Source organism: Brachybacterium equifaecis (assembly GCF_023509525.1).
Lineage (GTDB): Bacteria > Actinomycetota > Actinomycetes > Actinomycetales > Dermabacteraceae > Brachybacterium > Brachybacterium equifaecis.
This window is the reverse complement of the sequence record NZ_JAKNCJ010000011.1, coordinates 22,610-40,847: the sequence shown is the minus strand read 5'-3', so window position 1 is coordinate 40,847 and position 18,238 is coordinate 22,610. Positions and strand designations below refer to the sequence as shown.

Below are 18,238 nucleotides of genomic sequence, written 5' to 3'. Positions count from 1 at the left end.
CCCGAGAAGAGCACCGCCATGCCGGAGACCGGCACCCAGAGCACCCCCGACGGAGCGAGCACCGCGCTCGCCCAGCAGCAGACCAGCGTCCTGCACCGCACCCTCGGCCGCTTCGACATCATCTTCCTGGTGGTCTCGGCGGTCGTCGGCCTCGAGATGCTGGGATCCGTCTCCGCGCAGGGCCCCGAGACATTCACCTGGCTCGTGTTCCTGATCGTCGTGTTCCTGATCCCCTACGCGCTGATCTTCGCGGAGACGGGCTCCGCGTTCGTCGGCGAGGGCGGCGTGTACATCTGGGTGCGCCAGGCGTTCGGCCGGCCCCTCGCGGCGATCGCCTCGGCCTTCACCTGGATCACGCAGCCCGTGTGGGTGGGCGGATCGATGGCGTTCCTCAACGCCGAGGCCGCCCGGGAGCACCTCGTGCACTTCGCACCCGGATCGCTCATGGACTACCTGTTCAAGGGCGCCTTCATCTGGCTGACGGTCCTCGCCGCGATCCTCTCGCTGCGCCGCGCGAAGTGGATCCCGACCGTCGGCGCATTCTGCAAGATCGCCTTCCTCGCGATCTTCATCGCCACCGCCGTGATCTACGCGCTCCAGCACGGCCTGCAACCCCTCGCGCTCGGCGACTTCTCGCCGACGGCCGCCGGGTTCATCACCCTCACTCCGCTGCTGCTGTTCGCCTTCCTCGGCTTCGAATCCGGGTCCAGCGTTTCGGGCGAGATGAAGAACGCCGAGCGCGACGTCGCCTTCTCCGTGCTGCGCTCCTCCGCCATGGCCGGCGTGCTCTACCTGGTGCCGGTGTTCACGATCCTGCTGGTCATCCCCCCGTCGGACATCGACGGCGTCTCCGGGCTGATCACCGCCGTGGCCACCGTGTTCTCCGTCTACGGCGGCTTCGCTCCCTACGCGCTGACCGGCGCGGTGGCGCTGTTCCTGCTGGCGAACGTCGGCCAGGGCGCCGCATGGATGATCACGTCCGACCGCATGCAGGCGATGGCCGCGGCCGACGGCTCCTTCTTCGGCGGCTTCTTCGGGCGCTTCCACCCCACCCTCGGCACACCGATCCGCGTCAACCTGCTCTCGGGCATCATCTCGACGGTCTTCATGGTCACCGCCATGCAGCTCACCGGTTCGAGCGCCGCGCTGTTCGACGTGGTCCTCTCCGTCGCGATCACGACGTACCTGTTCAGCTACCTGATCATCATCCCGGCGGCCGTGCGCCTGCGCCTGCGCTTCCCGGACGCCCCGCGCCCCTTCCGCGTGCCCGGCCCGAACGCCGTGTTCGTGCTGTTCGGGGTCGTGACCACCGCGTTCGTGGCGCTCGGATCCTGGGTCTCGATCGTGCCCGGCACCCTGGAGACCCTCCTCGGCCTGCCGTACGACTTCTCCACCGCGATGGGCGTGCCGTACCTCGCCTTCGAGGGCCTCACCCTGGGTACGCTCGCCTTCATCATCGCGATCGCCCTCATCGGATACGCCCGGGGGCGGCGCGTGCGGGAAGGACTGCGATGACGGCGACGACTGGGAAGACCGCAGCGACTGGACCGGCTGGATCGGCTGGACCGACTGGATCGACTGCCGCGGACTGGTTCCTCAGCACCGAGGAGCGCGGCAACCCCTTCACCCGGCTGGCCCACCGCCGCGGCGGCGCCGCCTGGTCCGGCGGCAACAGCGCGACCCTCCACGTGCACGGGGCCGAGTACTTCGCACGGCTGCGGGAGCTCGTCGAGGCGCAGCGCGCCGGGGACCTGCTGCTGTTCACCGACTGGCGGGGCGACCCCGACGAGCAGCTCGGCGAAGACGGCCTGACGATCCTCGAGATGCTGACCTCCGCCGCCCGCCGCGGCGTGCTCGTGCGCGGACTCTTCTGGCGCTCGCACCTGGACGCCCTGCACTACTCCGAGAAGGAGAACCGGACCATCGCCGAGGGCGTCCGCGCCGCCGGCGGGCAGGTCATCCTCGATCAACGCGTGCTGCCGCTCGGCTCCCACCACCAGAAGTTCGTGGTGCTGCGCCATCCCGGCGCCCCGGAGCGCGATGCCGCGTTCGTCGGCGGGATCGACCTGTGCCACACGCGCCGCGACGACGCGGAGCACCGCGGGGACCCGCAGACCGTCGGCATGGGCGCGATCTGGGGGAAGACCCCTGCCTGGCACGACCTGATGGTCGAGGTGCGCGGTCCCGCCGTCGGCGACGTGGAGGCGACGTTCCGCGAGCGCTGGGAGGACCCCACCCCGCCGACGCTCGAGCCCGTCTCCCGATTCCTCTCTCCGCTGCACCGCGGCGACGCCGCTCCGGATTCCCTGCCGCCGCAGCTGCCGGACCCGGATCCGTCGGCCCGGCAGGAGAGCGGGCGCGCGAACAGCCTGGACGTGCAGATCCTGCGCACCTTCCCCCGGCGCCGGCCCCGCTACCCCTTCGCCCCCGACGGCGAGCGCTCCGTGGCCCGCGCCTACGACAAGGCGGTGCGGCGCGCGCACCGGATGATCTACCTGGAGGACCAGTACGTGTGGTCCCGCGAGGTGGTCGACTGCTTCGCGGCCGCGCTGCGCGCGCAGCCCGAGCTGCTGCTCGTCATCGTGCTCTCCACCTACACCACGGCCGACACGGCTCTCGCGAACGCGAGCGGGATGGGCTCCCGTGCGGAAGCGCTGGAGCTGCTGCACGATGCGGGCGGAGATCGCGTGGGCGTCTACGGCATCGAGAACCACGAAGGCACGCCGGTGTACGTGCACTCGAAGCTCAGCGTCGTCGACGACGTGTGGATGACCGTCGGATCCGACAACATCAATCTGCGCTCCTGGACCTACGACTCGGAGCTGACCTGCGCGATCCTCGACCCCGAGGCGGACGGGCGCGAGCCGCGCGCGCTGCGGCACGACGGGGACCCGGCGCGGCGCTTCCCCCGCGAGGCGCGCCTGGAGCTCGCCCGCGAGCACCTCGACCGGGCCGCGGGCGATGATGCGGACCTCGTGGATCCGGCGGGGATGTTCGCGGCGTGCCGGGAGAGCGCGGCCCGCCTGGACGCGTGGTATGCGGGCGGGAAGGCGGGCCCGCGACCGGCGGGAAGGCTGCGCACCTACAGCCTGCCCGAGCTCGTGCGCCGCGACCGGATGACCGGCCGCCTCCTCCAGCGCCTCGCGAGCGACCCCGACGGCCGGCCGCGCGCACTGCGGGGCACTGCGCGGTTCTGAGGTGGGGCTGTTCTGAGGCGGGGCGGTTCTGAGGCGGCGCAGTTCTGAGGCAGGTCTGTTCTTAGGCGCGTCGGGATTGCGGCCCTCCTTCGTCCCGACCGCGCCGTCGTCACCCGCGGTCTGGTCGGTCATCGCAGGGCCAGGCATCTGCAGCCCGGGCGTCTGGGCCAGGTCATGAAGGGGCCCGATCATCAGGGGGCGGACCCTCTCTGCCCTCCGAGATCCGGACCCCTCTCCGCAGCGGCGGCGGGGCCGAGCGATACCTGCGCCCCGTCGGCGTGGTGATCTCCAGGATCCGCTCTCGGGGATCCGCGGCCGGTACGACGGCGGACGCCCAGCCCGGCAGCTCCTCGGTGTAGTTGCACTGCTCGCACAACCCGGCGCCGTTCGCGATCTCCGTCGCGCCGCCGCGAGAGTGGCGGGTGACGTGGTCGAGGTGCCGGATGGGCGCTTCGCACCACGGCATGCGGCAGCGCTGGTCGGCGATCTCCACGAATCGGCGATCCGCCCCGGTGAACCGGCGGCGCCGCGCATCGGCCTCCCTGAGGGACCCGGTGACGGGGTCCGTGTAGAGGCGGCGGATGAAGCGGCGCGGGATGCGCGCCCCCGCAGCTGGATCCGGATCCGGATCCGTCGACGCAGCTCCCGAAGGACCGTTGAGCGGGTCGGGATCCAGACTGGACCTCCGGTCGCTCGCCCCTACCAGGGCGAACCGCCGCGCGATCGCGCCGGGGACGGGATGGCCCTGGATCCAGGCAGTGTCGTCCCCGCCTGCGAGCAGGGTGCGGTCGGTCATGAGGAGCTGGATCTCGACGTCGATGTGCTCCGCGCTCTGCAGGCCGGTGGCCAGGCGCACCAGGGCATCGGCCCGGTGCTGGGCCCGGGTACCGGGGATCCCGGCGGCCTTCGCGGCGCTCGCCTCCCGGTCCAGCGCCGCATGGATGGCGACGCCGTCCACCGTCGGCAGGAGGGCGCTGAGCCGCACCATGCCGTCCGCCACGGGCCGGATCGTCACGTGGCGCTGCTCGCGCTGGCGCTCGTTGCGAGCGAGCGCGGCCCGCACGTCGAGCTCGTTCGCCCGGGCGCGGGCGAGAGATCCCGCTCGCGGGGCGGAGACCGCGGGGAGCTCGGCGGCGATATCGGCATCGACCTGCGCGCGGTCCGCGTCATCGAGCACGATCACCGCCTTCGCCACCTCGTTCGAGGCCCACTCGCTGATCTCGCCCCGGGCGAGCAGGCCGAAGGTGCGGGGAAGCGACTCCACGACCACCCGGTCCAGGGCGAGCTCATTGCCGGCGCGGGCCGGCGAGATGCGGCGGGCGAGACCCAGCTCTGCGCGCACTCCGCGACCGCGCTGCTCAGCAGGCACACCGGCCTCGCGCTCCGCTCGCACGCGGGCGGCTCGGAAGGCCACGCTCGCTCGCTTCCCGACGGCGCGGGCGATCGCGGCCGTGCGCTCGGCGCGCTCGACGGACTCCAGCAGCACCGACTCGGCCGACGGGATGCCTTCGACCAGCGGCTCCAGTGCCTCGCAGGCACGAGCGAGGAGGGCTTCCGCTTCAGCCAGCAGGGAGGCGGCATGCGGGGCGGGAGACAGTTCAGGAATGGTGCTCGGGGCGGGCAGAGACGAGGGGACGGCTGGCGAGAGGGAGAGGACCTCGGGCACGAGGACAGGTGCGGCCGAGAGCGCGGCGGCGCCAGCGAACGTCTGATCGGCCGCCGACCCCGCGACGAAGTCATCACCCATTCCTGCCACCTCCTTCTCGGAGCTCCGAGGGATCCCCCGTGCTGTTCGCTTGCTGCTCGCTGCGTTCTCGTGTCTCGAACACTAGTTCGACATTCCGACATTCGACCCGGGCCCGGCGAAACGGTGGAGAACGTGCCTATGGGGAGGAATCGCGTGTCTTGCTCGGCACAGTTGTCCACAATCCGCGATGCGTCTTTGGAGCGCTCCGCCTGTGCGGCGCAGTATGTCCCCATGACCCATGGAACCCCCGCCGCGCACGGCCGCATCGGCAGCCTTCCCGTCCACCGCATCGGCTTCGGCGCGATGCAGCTCGCAGGCCCCGGCGTGTTCGGCCCGCCCGCCGATCCCGCCAATGCCGTGGCCGTGCTGCGCCGCGCCGTGGAGCTCGGCGTGGACCACATCGACACCGCCCAGTTCTACGGGCCCGACGTCGTCAACGAGCTCATCCGCGAGGCTCTGCACCCGTACGGCGAGGACCTGCGCATCGTCACGAAGATCGGCTCGGTGCGCGATGACCAGGGCGCCTGGCTGCCCGCCGGCACCCCCGAGCAGCTCACCGAGCAGGTCGAGCAGAACCTGCGCACCCTCGGCACCGAGCAGCTGGCGATGGCGAACCTGCGCCGCTTCGAGCTCGACCATCCGGAGAACGACACCACGCCGCTGGAGGACCAGCTCGGCGCGCTCGTGGCGCTGCGCGAGCAGGGCAAGATCGCGGAGATCGGCATCTCCAGCGTCGGGGCCGACTCCGTGCGCACGGCCGTGGAGATCGCCGGAGCGGTCTCCCTGCAGAACCCGTACTCGATCCTCGATCGCAGCGGCCAGGAGGCCTTCGACGTCGCCCGCGATCTCGGTCTCGCCTACGTGCCGTACTTCCCCCTCGGCTCCGCCTTCACCGGCGGCCCGCAGCGCATCGCCGCCGATCCCGTGATCGGCGAGATCGCCGAGAAGCACAAGGTCCCGGCCGCGCAGATCGCCCTCGCCTGGCTCCTCGCCCAGTACGAGAACCTCCTGCTCATCCCCGGCACCAGCTCCATCGGTCACCTCGAGGAGAACCTCAGCGTGGGCCGGATCGCGCTCGATGCCGAGGATCTCGAGCGCCTGGGGGTGATCGAGGCGGAGGCGCCTGCAGTGCACTGAGGTGCGAGGGGAAAGGCCGAAGGGTAAAGGGGAGGGGTAAAGCGGAGGGGCGCTCTCGCTCCCCGTCGAAAGTCGGCCCGCCGACCTACGATGACGGCATGCGCGCAATCATCACTCTCGTCCTGAACATCATCTGGTTCCTCACCGCCGGGCTGCCGCTGGCCCTCGCGTATGCGATCGCCGGGGTGGTGGCCTGCATCCTCGTCGTGACGATCCCCTTCGGGCTCGCATCCTTCCGCATCGCCGGGTTCGTGCTGTGGCCCTTCGGCCGCGAGGTCGTCGACCGGGGCCGCCCCGGCGCGATGAGCACGCTGGGCAACGTGGTGTGGTTCCTGGTGGCCGGCGTGTGGCTCGCGCTCGGGCATGTGGCGACAGCGCTCGCGCAGGCTGTCACGATCATCGGCATCCCGCTGGCCTGGGCGAACCTCAAGCTGATCCCCGTGACCTGCTTCCCCTTCGGCAAGGAGGTCGTCTCCTCCTCGTCGGCGAGCGCGCGCATGTTCCCGACCGCCGGCTGAGGGCCGACTCCCGACGACGACGACGACGGCGACAGCTGCAGCTGCAGCTGCGACCACGACCACGACCACGACCACGAGGCTCACCCCATGCCCACCACCGTCTCCCCCGCCGGCGGGGTGCGCATCGCGTACGACACCGTCGGATCCGGTCCCGTCGTGGTGCTGCTGCACGGCTCGGTGCTCTCGCGCGCGATCTGGCGCTCCTACGGATACGTCGATGCGCTCAACGGCTCGCGCACGGTGGTGCGGATCGACCTGCGCGGCCACGGCCGCTCCGGCGCCCCGCACGACCCGGCCGCGTACACCCAGGACAGCCTCCTAGCTGACGTCCTCGCGGTGCTGGACGCGGAGGGCATCGCGCGCGCCGCGATCGTCGGCTACTCCCTGGGCGCCAGGGTCGCCCTGACGGCGGCGCTGACTGCTCCGGACCGGGTGGAGAGGATCGTCTGCCTCGGCGGATCCGCGGCAGAGCAGCGCGGTGCCCTGGACGCCGTCTTCTTCCCCGGCGTCATCGATTCTCTGCGCACCGGCGGGATGGAGGAGTTCTGCACCCGCCAGGGCCTCGGCCCGGAGGCGGAGGGCAGGCGCAATCGAGGCACGCGCACCGCGTTCCTCGCGGCTGACCCAGACGCGATGGCGGCCCTGTTCAGCGCGACGGACTCCACCCCCGCGGTCCCCGAGTCGGAGCTCGGCCAGTGCCGGGTGCCGGCGCTGTGGATGACCGGCGACCTGGATCAGCCCCGATGGGAGGAGTCCCGGCACGCGGCCGCGATCATGCCGGAGGGCCGATTCGTGAGCCTGCCCGGTCGCACGCACGGCGCAACCCTCGGACCCGCGGAGCCGGTGCTCGCGGAGGTGATGCCGTTCCTCGGAGCTGAGGAGAGGGACAGGCAGCAGAGTTCGGGCGGGGCCGAGAGGTCAGGCAGAGAGCCGAGCCCGCGAGGGAAGCAGGGCCCGGGCTGCGAAACGTGGCCGAACCGGGCAGGAGCCGACTGAAGCCCCATCAGCCTCACTGCGGCCCGGGGACCTCCGGACCGGTTCCGCGCGGGCGCAGCAGGGCCGGGTGCAGGGCCGTGGCCTCGCCGCGGCGGTAGAGCGCGGGGCGGGGGCCGCCCGTGCGGGAGGCCTGCCCGGTGCCGCCGTCGGGCACCACGAACCCCTCGGTGGAGAGCACCTTGCGGATGAAGTTCGCTCGATCCGGGGCCACTCCCCACACCGCTCCGTAGACCCCGCGCAGCTCCGCGAGGGTGAACGGCTCGGCGAGGAACTGGCTGGCCAGCGTCGTGTACTCGAGCTTCGAGCGCACGCGCTCCACTGCGTCGGTGAGGATCTCGCGGTGGTCGAAGGCGAGCTGCGGGGCGTCGGGATCCGAGAGGATCTCCTCGACCTGCCACCAGCGCGCGCCGCGGGCGTCGGACCCCGCCTCGGGATCCGGCAGATCCGGGGCGAAGGCCAGGTGCGCGACGGAGACGACGCGCATCCGCGGATCGCGATCCGGGGTGGTGTAGGTGCGCAGTTGCTCGAGGTGGTAGCGCACCACCTCCATCCCCGTCTCCTCCATCAGCTCGCGCTCGGCGGCGGCAGCCGCGTCCTCGTCGGGCTCGATGAACCCGCCGGGCAGCGCCCAGGAGCCCGCGAACGGATCCTGCCCGCGCTCCACGAGCATCACGCACAGCGCGCCCGCACGGATGGTGAAGACCGCCAGATCGACGGTGACCGCGAACGGGGGGTGCTCGCCCGCGGACTGCTTCCGGGTTCCGGTCATGTCAGGACTCCTTCGGTGAGGACGCCGAGACGCCGGGGGCGACCTCGAGCGGATCGAGCAGGTCGGCGGTCGGAGCGGCGTAGCCGCCGGGGCCGTCTCCAGGAGGGTCGTCGGAATCGGCGACGGTGATCCCGGCGGCGGCGAGCTGCGCGACGGTCTCCGGATCGGCCTCCGAATGCACGGCCGCCGTCAGATCCAGCAGCACGCGCACGGGGCCGACGGGGTTCGCCCGAGCGGCGTCCTTCGCGCTCGCCGCCACGCAGTAGTCAAAGGCGAGGCCGACGACGTCGATCGGGCCGACGAGCAGATCGGGGACGGTGAGGGAACCGGGGAGGCTGGGGGAATCGGGGAGGCCGGGCGAATCCGGGAGGCTGGACGAATCGGAGGGGGTCGGGGCGTTGCCGTCGGCCGAGGCAGCGACCCGCTCGATCCGGCCTTCCGCCAGCGAGTACGCGGGGACTCCCTCGCCCTTGACCACGTGCACGACCTCGATACCGCGCTCCTCGAGCTCGGCGAGGGCGCGGATGATCGCGGGGTGGTAGTCGGCGCCCGGGGTGCCCTGCACGCAGTGCGGGGGCCAGGAGTCCAGGTAGTCGGGCTCACCCGGCGGCAGGGCGAAGTGCCCGCCGTTGGTGCCCGAGGGCTCGTGCCAGTCGCGGGAGAGGACCACGCGGCGGTACTCGCCCGCGCGGTCCTCGAGGAAGTCGGCGATGCGCTCGGCGACGGCGGCGCCGCCGGTCACTGCGAGAGCGCCGCCCTCGCAGAAGTCGTTCTGGACGTCGACGACCAGAAGGGTGCGCAGGGCGGGAAGGGACACGCCGACGGGAGACGGAGCGGGAGTGGTCATCGGGCATCTCCTTCGTGCTTCTCGCTGATCCGGAACGCGGTGCCGGAGCTGATGCGGCGCGCCTGGGCGGGCAGGCTCTCGAGGGAGCGCGCCGCCTCCTCGCGGGCCTCGGCGGCGCTCGCGACCGGCAGGAAGGCGCCGTCGCGAGCGACATCGATGTGCACGGGGACGGCGCCCGGCGGGACGCTGCCGTCGAGGGTCCAGACCTCGCGACCGTCGGGGAAGCGCGAGACGGTCTTCGATCCGCCGACGGAGGCCTTGTCGGCCGAGGCCTTCGCGACGGGGCGCAGCGGCGTCGGGGCGCCGTCCTCGCCGATGCCGTCGTTCACGGCGACCAGCTTGTAGACCATGCCCGCGGTGGGATGGTCGGAACCGGTCGCGACCCTCGTGCCCACGCCGTAGCCGTCGATGGGGGCGCCCGCGAGATGCTCGATGACGTACTCGTCGAGATCGCTGGTCACGGTGATCTTCGTGCCCGTCGCGCCGAGCTCGTCGAGCAGGGCGCGGGCCTCCCCCGCCATCACCAGGAGATCGCCGGAGTCGATGCGGATCGCCGCGAGCTCGGGGCCGGCGACCTCGATCGCGGTGCGGATGCCGGTGGGGATGTCGTAGGTGTCCACGAGGAGCGTGGTCGCCGTGCCATACGAGGCGATCTGGGCGGCGAAGGCCTCGCGCTCCGTCGGCCGGGCGAGCGTCGCGGCGTGCGCGGCGGTGCCGGCGACGGGCACGCCGTGCAGGTGGCCGGCGGCGAGGTTCGAGGTGCTCGCGAAGCCCGCGATCCAGGCGGCGCGCGCCGCGGCGACCGCGGCCTCCTCGTGGACGCGCCGGGAGCCCATCTCGATGAGCGGGCGGCCGTTCGCCGCGATCACCATGCGCGCGGCGGCGGAGGCGATCGCGGAATCGTGGTTCAGCACGGACAGGATGAGCGTCTCCAGCAGCATGCATTCGCCGACGTTCCCCCGCACCGTCAGCAGCGGGGTGCCCGGCCAGTAGAGGCTGCCCTCGGGCAGAGCGGTGATCGATCCGGTGAAGCGCCATTGCCGCAGGTAGTCGGCGGTCGCCTCGGTGATCGCGGAGGCCGACAGCAGGAAGCCGATCTCCTCCTCGCCGAAGCGGAAGTCCTCCAGCAGCGGCACGAGCCGGCCGAGGCCGGCGACGAGGCCGAAGCGGCGCCCCTCGGGCAGGCGGCGGGCGAAGGCCTCGAACACCGCCTGGTGGTGCACGGTGCCGTCCTCGACCATCGCGGAGAGCATCGTGAACTCGTACATGTCCGTCAGCAGCGCCGTGCTCGCCATCTGGGCCATCCTTCGTCGGTGTCGGCTTGACGCTATCCCTGCGGCGTGACGCTGGCAAGGCCTTCGCCGCAATCGGGTGTGACCTGCGATCTTTCCGGCGGCTAGACTCGCCCGCGTGAACAGCTACCACCACGGCGATCTGCGCCGCGCTTTCCTCGCGGAGGCCGCGGCCATGGTCGCGGAGGCGGGAGTGGAGAGCGTGACGCTGCGCGCCCTCGGCCGGCGCGTGGGGGTCTCCCACTCCGCTCCCCTGCACCATTTCGGCTCGCGCGGGGGCCTGCTGGAGGCGCTCTCGGCCGAGGGGTTCGAGGCACTCCTGGAAGAGCTGGACGGCTCGCCGGCCGACCCCGCCTCGCAGTGCGCGGCCTTCGTGCTGTGGGCGCTCGCGCACCCCGCGCACTACGCAGTGATGTGGGCGCCCGAGGTGGACGCCGGGCAGGGGCCAGCTGCGCTCCACGGGCGCTTCGCGAGCGCGGTCGGCGGGGATCCTGCCGCCGCGCAGACCGCCTTCGCCCTCGCCCACGGGCTCGCCGAGCTGTGGATCAGCGGCGCGCTGCCCCGACCGGAGCGCGCCGGGGATGCGGTGTGGCTGCTGTGCGAGCAGGCCGGGATCGGCTGAGCTCAGGCCCAGCCGCCGGGCTGGGATCTCGTCCGGCCGGAGCGGCGTCTCAGCTCTGGTCTGAGCCTCGCCTCTGGTCTGAGCCTCAGCTCTGGTCTGAACGCCGCCTCAGCACCGGCTCCAGGACCACCGCGCCCAGCACCACCGCGATGCCCACCACCGCGCCGATCGCCGATTCGGCGATGCGCGCCACGAGCAGCGGGCCGACGGGGCCGGGGTGCGCGAGGAACACCATCAGCAGGGCGAGCGGCGTGATGAAGACGAGCGCGAGCGAGTAGTTGCGCAGCACGAACAGCTCCGCGAGGAACTGCATCAGCACCACCCACACGATCACCTGCCAGGCCTGCGAGGGGAACGAGAGCAGGAAGGCCGCGGCGCCCACGCCGATCGCGGTGCCGACGATGCGGTGCAGGCCCCGCTCGATCTGCTGGCGTCGGCCCGGGGCCGACAGCGGCACCACCGCAGCGACCTGCGCCCAGTACGGGGAGGGGATCCCCGAGAGCGTGGCGATCGCGCCTGCGACCAGCGCCGCGATGCCGTAGCGGGAGAGCTCCTGCAGGCGGAAGCTGCGGGTGCCGCTGCCCGGGACCGGCGCGGGCACGGGGCCGCCCGGGTTCGCCTCCCCCATCCAGTGCGCGAGGGCGCTCATCGCCAGGCACCACGCGACAGCGCCCCCAGCGATCAGCATCGCCAGCCACGTCGGCGCCGCAGACGGCGCGGTCGCGACGGCGGTCGTCGCGAAGACGGGGAAGACCGCGCCCGTCGGCCGCAGACCCCTCTCGGCGATCACGACCGAGGAGACTGCCGCGACGACGGCGCCCGCGAGAGCCGTCACCCAGGGATGCAGGCCCGTCGGCCACGCGGGGGCGAGCTGCGCGATCAGCGCGCCGAGGCCGACGCACGCGACCAGCAGCGCACCCAGCACCCACCTCGCCCTGCTGGCGCAGGCGCACGCGGGTCGGCACGTAGCGGGCGTAGATCGAGGTGAACGCGCCGAAGGAGACGAACAGCGCCCAGTCGAGGCGCCCGCTCAGCAGCAGCACCACCAGCGGGACGCCGAGGGAGACGGCGATGCGCAGGGCCGGGGCGAGATCCCCGCGGGCGGGCCCGAGGGTGACCATGCTGCGCGCGGTCGCGCTCACGTGGCGGGCGCGGGTGGAGCCGGATCGCGGGGAGCCGGGTCGCGGGGATCCCACATGCGCGGAGTCGGCGCTCACGAGAGCACCAGGTGCTGGCGCCCGTCGATCAGCTCGCGCGCGGCGTCGAGGTGCCCGGCATGGGTGGCGGTCTCCACGAGCAGGTGGACGAGGACCGCGCGGACGTCCGCGTACCCGGGCGGGGCCTCGGACGGGGCGCCGAGGGGATCATCCAGGGAGCGGGCCTCGAGAATCGCGTCGGAGGCGGCGCTCGCGGCGCGGTAGGCGTCGAGGACGGCGCTCGCGCTCTCGTCGGCCCCGACGGTCCAGTCGGCGCCCTCCCCCTCGGGCCAGAAGTCCAGCGGGCCGCCGGCGATGACGACCTCGCACCAGAAGCGCTCGTCGGACAGCGTCAGGTGGCGCACGAGACCGAGCGGCGACCAGCCCGACGGCAGCACCGGTGTGCGCAGCTGGGCGTCGCTGAGCCCGTCCAGCTGGGAGAGGACGTGGGCCCGTTTCGCGCGCAGCCAGCCCAGCAGGGCGGCCTTCTCGGAGGAGGTCATAGGAGCGATAGTCTCACCCCATGCGCGAGCTCCAGAGAATCATCATCGCCGAGATGGGCGTCCAGCCGCAGATCGATCCCGCGGCCGAGGTCGAGCGCCGCGTGCGCTTCCTCGCCGACTACGCGAGGACGGCGCACGCGAAGGGCTTCGTGCTGGGCATCTCCGGCGGCGTCGACTCGACGCTCGGCGGGCGCCTCGGGCAGCTCGCCGCCGAGCGGCTGCGCGCGGAGGGCCATGACGCCGAGTTCGTCTCCGTGCGCCTGCCGCACCGCCTGCAGGCCGACGAGGCCGACGCCACCGCGGCCATGGACTTCGTCGGCGCCGACACCCCCGTCACGATCGACATCGAGCCCGGCACCACCGGGCTCGTCGCGGCGTTCGAGCGCGGCACCGGCCGTGCCCTCAGCGACTTCGACCGCGGCAACGTCAAGGCGCGCATGCGCATGATCGCGCAGTACGCGATCGCCGGGGACAAGGACCTGCTGGTCATCGGCACCGACCAGGCCGCCGAGTCGGTCTCCGGGTTCTTCACGAAGTTCGGCGACGGCGGGGCCGACGTGCTCCCGCTGTTCGGCCTGGACAAGCGCCAGGTGCGCGAGCTCGCCCGCCACCTCGGCGCCCCCGAGCACCTCTGGAAGAAGATGCCGACGGCCGACCTCCTCGACGGCAAGCCCGGCCAGGCCGACGAGGTCGAGCTCGGCATCTCCTACGACGTCATCGACGACTACCTCGAGGGCAAGGACGTGCCCGACGACGCCGCCGAGATCATCGAGCAGCGCTGGCTGCGCACCCGGCACAAGCGGACCACGCCGGTGTCGGTGCTGGAGGACTGGTGGCGGGACGCGCCTAGCGCCTGACCGCGAACGCCGCCGGGTCCACCGGGCGCTCCGCCCTCGGGAGCTTCTCGACGACCAGCAGGTAGGACTCCGCCACGAGATCGTCGACGAGCTCGGGGCTCACGCCCACGCCTGCGCGCACGCTCACCCAGTGCTTCTTGCTCATGTGGTAGCCGGGGGTGATCTCCGGATAGGCCTCGGTGAGGGCGAGGACGTCGCGCGGGTGGGCCTTGACGGTCACCATCTCCTCGCCGCGCACGTCCATGATCAGCGCGAACACCTTGCCGCGGACCTTGTAGACATCCACCTCGGGGCCGAACGGGTGGGTCAGCTCGGAGCCGGGCAGCTCCTCGGTGCGCGCCCCTGCACGGGCGGTCAGGGCGGCGGAGTCCATGCGCCCATGATGCCCTGCGCGCCGGGACGTCCCCCGGCCGTGGGAGGATGTGCGCCACATCCCTCTTCGATCTCCGGAGGCGTCCGTGTCGTCCGTCCCCAGCTCACCTTCCGCGCCGTCGGCCCCCTCGAGCGCGCAGCGCTCCGATCGTCCCGGTGCCCTGGTCGAGACCACCGGCATCGAGATCATCGCCGAGTCCGAGCGCACCGCCCGCCCGCGCGACCTCTTCTGGCCGTGGTTCGCGGCGAACGTGTCCGTCTTCGGCATGAGCTACGGCGCCTACCTGCTCGGCGCCGGCATCTCCTTCGTGCAGGCGAGCGTCGTCGCCGTGATCGGCATCGTCATCAGCTTCCTGCTGTGCGGCATCATCGCGATCGCCGGCAAGCGCGGCAGCGCGCCCACGATGGTCCTCTCGCGCGCCGCCTTCGGCGTGCACGGGCAGAAGGTGCCCGGCATCGTCTCGTGGCTGACGTCGATCGGCTGGGAGACGATGCTCGCGATCTCCGCCGTGCTCGCCACGGCGACCGTCTTCCAGGCCCTCGGCCTCGCCTCCGGCACGGCGGTGCTGGTCATCGCCGCGATCGCGATCGCGGCGATCATCGTGATCGCCTCCGTGCTCGGCTACCACACGATCATGCGCATCCAGTCGGTCCTCACCTGGGCGACCGGCGCGATGACCATCCTGTTCATGATCCTCACGATCCCCCACATCCACTGGGACCAGGTCGCCTCGATCCCCTCGGGCACCCCGCAGCAGATGATCGGCGCGCTCGTGATGGTGATGACCGGCTTCGGGCTGGGCTGGATCAACATCTCGGCCGACTGGTCCCGCTACCAGAAGCGCACGGCGTCCGACGGCGCGATCGTCTTCTGGAACACCCTCGGCGGCTCCGCGGCGCCCGTGATCCTCGTGGTCTTCGGCCTGCTGCTCGCCGGCTCCGACCCGGACATCTCCGCGAAGATCGCCGGCGATCCCGTCGGCACCCTCGTCACCCTGCTGCCGCTGTGGGCGCTGATCCCCTTCTGGATCGTCGCCGTGCTGACCCTCGTCTCCGGCGCGGTGAACGGCATCTACTCCTCGGGCCTCACGCTGCTGAGCCTCGGCATCCGCGTGCCGCGCCCCGCGGCCGCCGCGGTCGACGGCACGATCCTCACCCTCGGCACCATCTGGGTCGTGTTCTTCGCGCAGAGCTTCATCGGGCCGTTCCAGAGCTTCCTCATCACGCTCGGCGTGCCGATCGCCGCGTGGGCCGGGATCCTCATCGCCGACATCCTCACGCGCCGCCGCGACTACGACGAGGCCGCCCTGTTCGACGCGAACGGACGCTACGGCGCCTTCGACTGGACCTCGATCGCGACGATGGTCGTGCTCTCGGTCATCGGCTGGGGCCTGGTCGTGAACAACTACGCCGAGGACGCCCCCTGGAACAACTGGCAGGGGTACCTTCTCGAGCCGCTCGGGCTCGGGACCTGGGTGGCCGACGGCGCCTACTGGGACGGGCCCTGGGCCTACTCGAACCTCGGCGTGCTGTTCGCGCTGGTCTTCGGCTTCCTGATCACGTTCATCGCCCGGCGCGGGACCATCCGCCGGCAGGAGGCCGGGCAGGCCTGAGACGGGGGCAGGCCTAAGGCGACCCAGGGCTGAGGCGGGGCAGAAGCCTCACCGCCGCGTCGCGGCCCGGATCACCGCCGAGAGCAGGGCGCCGACGTCGGGGCTGATGCCCCGGCGGGGCAGATCGGCGAGCGCGGCCGCCCGGTCGGGAGCCTGCTCGATCTGCCCGGACGCCGCGAGAGCCATGATCTCGAGCAGGGCCTCCTGGTGCGTGTCCAGGACGCTGTGGCCCGTGCGCGCGAGCTCCAGGAGCATCCCGCGGGGGGCGAGCCCGGCGAGGGCGCGGGCGATGGGGCGCGGGGTGCGCAGGTCGCGGTCGCCGGAGAGCACGAGCGTCGGGAAGCCGTAGCGGGGCGCCTCCGTCCGCAGATCGACCGGCTCGCCGCGGAACGGCGGCACGCGGTGCGCGACGAGGGCGAACAGGAGCTGGGGATCGAGCGGGCCGCCGTCGGGCGGGAGGGCGTAGCCGAGCTCTCCGTAGGCGATGCCCTCGACGAGATCAGGCTCGAGCACGAAGGGGAAGGTCGTGCCGGCGCTCTCCGCAGTGCCGATCTCTGCGGTGCCGAGCTGGGCGAGCAGGTCCCACAGCCGCGAGAGGCGGCCCCGGGCGCGGGCCCGCAGGAGCCGTTCGAGCACCTCCGGCCCGCAGAACTCGTAGACCGTCGCCACCACCTGGGTGAGCACGGGCATCGGCTCCCCGCGGCCCGCCTGGGCGCGCACCAGGGCGGCGAGGTGCGCGGTCGTCTGGTCCTCCCCCTCCCACAGGAGCGCGCGGCGGTGCGCGCGAGTCATTGCGAGATCGCCTTCGACCGACAGGATCGGGGAGTCCAGCACGAGCGCCGCGACCCGCTCCGGGTGGCGCACGGCGAGCAGCTGCGCGAGATAGGTGCCGTAGGAGGAGCCGACGACCACCGCCTGCTCCGCGCCGGCGGCATCGAGCACCGCGGCGAGGTCGGCCGCGGCGGCCTCGAGGGTCACGGCCTCCCGCGGCAGGTCGCGGCCCTGCGCGTCGCGCCGTGAGAGGCCGACGCCGCGATGCTCGACCATGATCACGTCGAGGCCGCGGGCGGCGGCGCGGCGGCGGAAGCCGCGGTAGAGCAGGGCCGAGGCCATGCCCGGGCCGCCGGGGATCACGAGGATCGGCAGGCCCGCCGGTCCCTTCCGGGAGCCAGGGCGGGTGCGCAGTCCCGTCGGCCCAGTGCGCAGCCACGTCAGCGGGAAGGAGCCGGGGCGACCTGCGCCGATCGGGCGGTCGAGGGTGCGTGCCTCGCGCGCGGCGAGCGCACGGGCGCGGCGGCCGGCTCGCCCCCCGGGGAGGAGGCGGCCGCCCGGGTGGGGGCGGGGCTCGGGCGTGCTGCTCTGGGGCCGGCCGGCGGTGCTCATGGACCCACCGTAAGCGCCGCGCGATCCTCGACAAAGCCGCCGCCCGCAGCGCACAGCCCGTGCACAGCAGACGCCTGGCTCCGGCATGGGGCGGGCCTCGTAGCCTCCTGCCATGACCACGCACCAGCCTTCCGATCCGCGCCTTGAGCGCACCGCCTCCGGCGAGCTCGCCTACCAGAGCCGCACGCTCGCCCACCAGGACGAGCCCCTGGTCGACCAGGGCGCCGCCTTCGACATCACCACCCTCCTCAGCCGCCGCGGCGCGCTCGGCGGGATCGGCGCGACCGCGCTTGCCGTCGGCCTCGCCGCCTGCGGAACGGACGGCAGCACCGATGCCTCCACCGACAGCGCGTCGGACGGCGGGGCGTCCGACGGGACCGCGACCGCCAGCACCGGGGAGATCCCCGAGGAGACCAACGGCCCCTATCCGGCCGACGGCACCAACGGCGTGAACGTGCTGACCGAGTCGGGGATCGTGCGCAGCGACATCCGCTCGAGCTTCGGGACCGGCAGCGCGAGTGCAGAGGGCGTGCCGATGACCCTGACCCTCACCCTCACGAACCTCGCCGACGGCAATGCCCCGTACGAGGGGGCCGCGGTGTACGTCTGGCACTGCAATGCCGGCGGCGAGTACTCGCTGTACTCGACCGGGCTCGAGAACGAGAACTACCTGCGCGGCGTGCAGATCGCGGATGCCGACGGCACGGTGGAGTTCACCTCGATCTTCCCGGGCTGCTACTCGGGCCGCTGGCCCCACATCCACTTCGAGGTCTACCCCGACGCCGCCTCGATCACCGACTACTCGAGCATCCTCGCTACCTCCCAGGTCGCCCTGCCGCAGGACGTCTGCGAGAGCGTGTACGCGCTGCCCGCCTACGACGGCAGCGCCGAGAACCTCGCGCAGATCACGCTCGCCACCGACAACGTCTTCGGGGACGACGGCGGGGAGCTGCAGCTCGGCTCTGCCGACGGGGACACCGCGACCGGCTGGGCGATCAGCCTCCCCGTCGCGATCGACCCGGAGACCGATCCCGGCACGTCGATGGGGGCCGCGCCCGCCGGCGGCGGGGCGAGCGACGGCGGCGGCCCGGGAGGCAGCGGCGGTCCCGGGGCCGGCGGACAGCCCCCGAGCGGAGGCGGTCCGTCGGACGGCGGCACTCCGCCCTCGCCTCCCGCCTCGCGCTGAGGG

At 72.7% G+C, this 18,238-nt stretch carries 17 protein-coding genes; 9 read left to right on the top strand and 8 right to left on the bottom strand.

The genetic code is table 11. From position 1 onward, the window contains the following. Positions 1–18 precede the first annotated feature (18 nt). Positions 19–1,515, top strand: coding sequence for an APC family permease (locus Bequi_RS13210; protein ID WP_249738404.1), 1,497 nt, complete (start codon positions 19–21; stop codon positions 1,513–1,515). Further along, positions 1,512–3,197: a phospholipase D family protein gene (locus Bequi_RS13205; protein ID WP_249738403.1), complete on the top strand. Its 1,686-nt coding sequence runs from the start codon at positions 1,512–1,514 to the stop codon at positions 3,195–3,197. Before Bequi_RS13210 ends, Bequi_RS13205 begins: the two co-directional genes overlap by 4 nt. Before the next feature lie 172 nt (positions 3,198–3,369). On the opposite strand, the gene Bequi_RS13200 is transcribed toward Bequi_RS13205, so the two are convergent. After that, positions 3,370–4,944 (bottom strand): HNH endonuclease, encoded by a 1,575-nt coding sequence (locus tag Bequi_RS13200; protein WP_249738402.1) that lies wholly within the window; start codon positions 4,942–4,944, stop codon positions 3,370–3,372. Positions 4,945–5,175: 231 nt separating this feature from the next. Here Bequi_RS13200 and Bequi_RS13195 point away from each other — a divergent pair, with 231 nt between their 5' ends. The 3 genes from Bequi_RS13195 to Bequi_RS13185 all read left to right on the top strand — a co-directional run bounded on the left by Bequi_RS13195 (position 5,176) and on the right by Bequi_RS13185 (position 7,595). After that, on the top strand, positions 5,176–6,081 hold the full coding sequence (locus tag Bequi_RS13195; RefSeq protein ID WP_249738401.1) for an aldo/keto reductase: 906 nt from the start codon (positions 5,176–5,178) through the stop codon (positions 6,079–6,081). Positions 6,082–6,179: 98 nt separating this feature from the next. After that, a complete protein-coding gene (locus tag Bequi_RS13190; RefSeq protein WP_249738400.1) occupies positions 6,180–6,599 on the top strand; it encodes a YccF domain-containing protein in 420 nt (139 codons plus the stop codon). 87 nt (positions 6,600–6,686) lie between these two features. After that, complete coding sequence (locus Bequi_RS13185) at positions 6,687–7,595, top strand: alpha/beta fold hydrolase (RefSeq protein WP_249738399.1); 909 nt, start codon at positions 6,687–6,689, stop codon at positions 7,593–7,595. A 13-nt stretch (positions 7,596–7,608) separates the two neighbouring features. Here Bequi_RS13185 and Bequi_RS13180 read toward each other — a convergent pair whose 3' ends face one another. From Bequi_RS13180 to Bequi_RS13170, 3 genes are read right to left on the bottom strand one after another with little or no spacing between them, the layout of a single operon-like run. Then, positions 7,609–8,364 carry an NUDIX hydrolase gene (locus Bequi_RS13180; protein WP_249738398.1) on the bottom strand — a complete coding sequence of 252 codons (756 nt, stop codon included), beginning with the start codon at positions 8,362–8,364 and terminating at the stop codon, positions 7,609–7,611. Position 8,365: 1 nt separating this feature from the next. Then, positions 8,366–9,211 (bottom strand): isochorismatase family protein, encoded by an 846-nt coding sequence (locus Bequi_RS13175; RefSeq protein ID WP_249738397.1) that lies wholly within the window; start codon positions 9,209–9,211, stop codon positions 8,366–8,368. Beyond that, complete coding sequence (locus Bequi_RS13170) at positions 9,208–10,515, bottom strand: nicotinate phosphoribosyltransferase (protein ID WP_283775021.1); 1,308 nt, start codon at positions 10,513–10,515, stop codon at positions 9,208–9,210. Before Bequi_RS13170 ends, Bequi_RS13175 begins: the two co-directional genes overlap by 4 nt. 106 nt (positions 10,516–10,621) lie before the next feature. Here Bequi_RS13170 and Bequi_RS13165 point away from each other — a divergent pair, with 106 nt between their 5' ends. After that, the gene (locus tag Bequi_RS13165; protein ID WP_249738395.1) at positions 10,622–11,125 is read left to right on the top strand and encodes a TetR/AcrR family transcriptional regulator; all 504 of its coding nucleotides are present in this window, start codon (positions 10,622–10,624) and stop codon (positions 11,123–11,125) included. An 85-nt stretch (positions 11,126–11,210) separates the two neighbouring features. Here the strand turns inward: Bequi_RS13165 and Bequi_RS13160 are convergent, their stop codons facing one another. Beyond that, entirely contained in the window at positions 11,211–12,050 is an 840-nt protein-coding gene (locus Bequi_RS13160; protein WP_249738394.1) for an FUSC family protein, read from the bottom strand. Positions 12,051–12,338: 288 nt separating this feature from the next. Then, positions 12,339–12,824, bottom strand: coding sequence for a DinB family protein (locus Bequi_RS13155; protein WP_249738393.1), 486 nt, complete (start codon positions 12,822–12,824; stop codon positions 12,339–12,341). A gap of 20 nt (positions 12,825–12,844) precedes the next feature. Between Bequi_RS13155 and nadE the strand changes: the two genes are divergently transcribed. Then, a complete protein-coding gene (gene nadE / locus Bequi_RS13150; protein ID WP_249738392.1) occupies positions 12,845–13,681 on the top strand; it encodes an NAD(+) synthase in 837 nt (278 codons plus the stop codon). Here the strand turns inward: nadE and Bequi_RS13145 are convergent. Continuing rightward, entirely contained in the window at positions 13,671–14,054 is a 384-nt protein-coding gene (locus Bequi_RS13145; protein ID WP_249738391.1) for an MmcQ/YjbR family DNA-binding protein, read from the bottom strand. The two genes, nadE and Bequi_RS13145, sit on opposite strands and share 11 nt — an antisense overlap. Positions 14,055–14,139: 85 nt before the next feature. On the opposite strand from Bequi_RS13145, the gene Bequi_RS13140 reads away from it, so the two are divergent. After that, on the top strand, positions 14,140–15,666 hold the full coding sequence (locus Bequi_RS13140) for a purine-cytosine permease family protein (RefSeq protein ID WP_430623125.1): 1,527 nt from the start codon (positions 14,140–14,142) through the stop codon (positions 15,664–15,666). A gap of 48 nt (positions 15,667–15,714) precedes the next feature. Here the strand turns inward: Bequi_RS13140 and Bequi_RS13135 are convergent, their stop codons facing one another. Beyond that, on the bottom strand, positions 15,715–17,049 hold the full coding sequence (locus tag Bequi_RS13135; protein WP_249738390.1) for an alpha/beta fold hydrolase: 1,335 nt from the start codon (positions 17,047–17,049) through the stop codon (positions 15,715–15,717). A 112-nt stretch (positions 17,050–17,161) separates the two neighbouring features. Here Bequi_RS13135 and Bequi_RS13130 point away from each other — a divergent pair, with 112 nt between their 5' ends. Continuing rightward, on the top strand, positions 17,162–18,235 hold the full coding sequence (locus tag Bequi_RS13130; protein ID WP_249738389.1) for a dioxygenase family protein: 1,074 nt from the start codon (positions 17,162–17,164) through the stop codon (positions 18,233–18,235). The last annotated feature ends 3 nt before the right edge of the window (positions 18,236–18,238 follow it).

Bases quoted from the DNA above. Each gene is read 5' to 3' on its own strand.
- Bequi_RS13155 (WP_249738393.1), bottom strand. From the start codon at position 12,824: ATGACCTCCTCCGAGAAGGCCGCCCTGCTGGGCTGGCTGCGCGCGAAA.
- Bequi_RS13130 (WP_249738389.1), top strand. From the start codon at position 17,162: ATGACCACGCACCAGCCTTCCGATCCGCGCCTTGAGCGCACCGCCTCC.
- Bequi_RS13135 (WP_249738390.1), bottom strand. From the start codon at position 17,049: ATGAGCACCGCCGGCCGGCCCCAGAGCAGCACGCCCGAGCCCCGCCCC.
- Bequi_RS13145 (WP_249738391.1), bottom strand. From the start codon at position 14,054: ATGGACTCCGCCGCCCTGACCGCCCGTGCAGGGGCGCGCACCGAGGAG.
- Bequi_RS13200 (WP_249738402.1), bottom strand. From the start codon at position 4,944: ATGGGTGATGACTTCGTCGCGGGGTCGGCGGCCGATCAGACGTTCGCT.
- Bequi_RS13170 (WP_283775021.1), bottom strand. From the start codon at position 10,515: ATGGCCCAGATGGCGAGCACGGCGCTGCTGACGGACATGTACGAGTTC.
- Bequi_RS13175 (WP_249738397.1), bottom strand. From the start codon at position 9,211: ATGACCACTCCCGCTCCGTCTCCCGTCGGCGTGTCCCTTCCCGCCCTG.
- Bequi_RS13190 (WP_249738400.1), top strand. From the start codon at position 6,180: ATGCGCGCAATCATCACTCTCGTCCTGAACATCATCTGGTTCCTCACC.
- Bequi_RS13205 (WP_249738403.1), top strand. From the start codon at position 1,512: ATGACGGCGACGACTGGGAAGACCGCAGCGACTGGACCGGCTGGATCG.
- Bequi_RS13180 (WP_249738398.1), bottom strand. From the start codon at position 8,364: ATGACCGGAACCCGGAAGCAGTCCGCGGGCGAGCACCCCCCGTTCGCG.
- Bequi_RS13210 (WP_249738404.1), top strand. From the start codon at position 19: ATGCCGGAGACCGGCACCCAGAGCACCCCCGACGGAGCGAGCACCGCG.
- Bequi_RS13185 (WP_249738399.1), top strand. From the start codon at position 6,687: ATGCCCACCACCGTCTCCCCCGCCGGCGGGGTGCGCATCGCGTACGAC.
- Bequi_RS13195 (WP_249738401.1), top strand. From the start codon at position 5,176: ATGACCCATGGAACCCCCGCCGCGCACGGCCGCATCGGCAGCCTTCCC.
- nadE (WP_249738392.1), top strand. From the start codon at position 12,845: ATGCGCGAGCTCCAGAGAATCATCATCGCCGAGATGGGCGTCCAGCCG.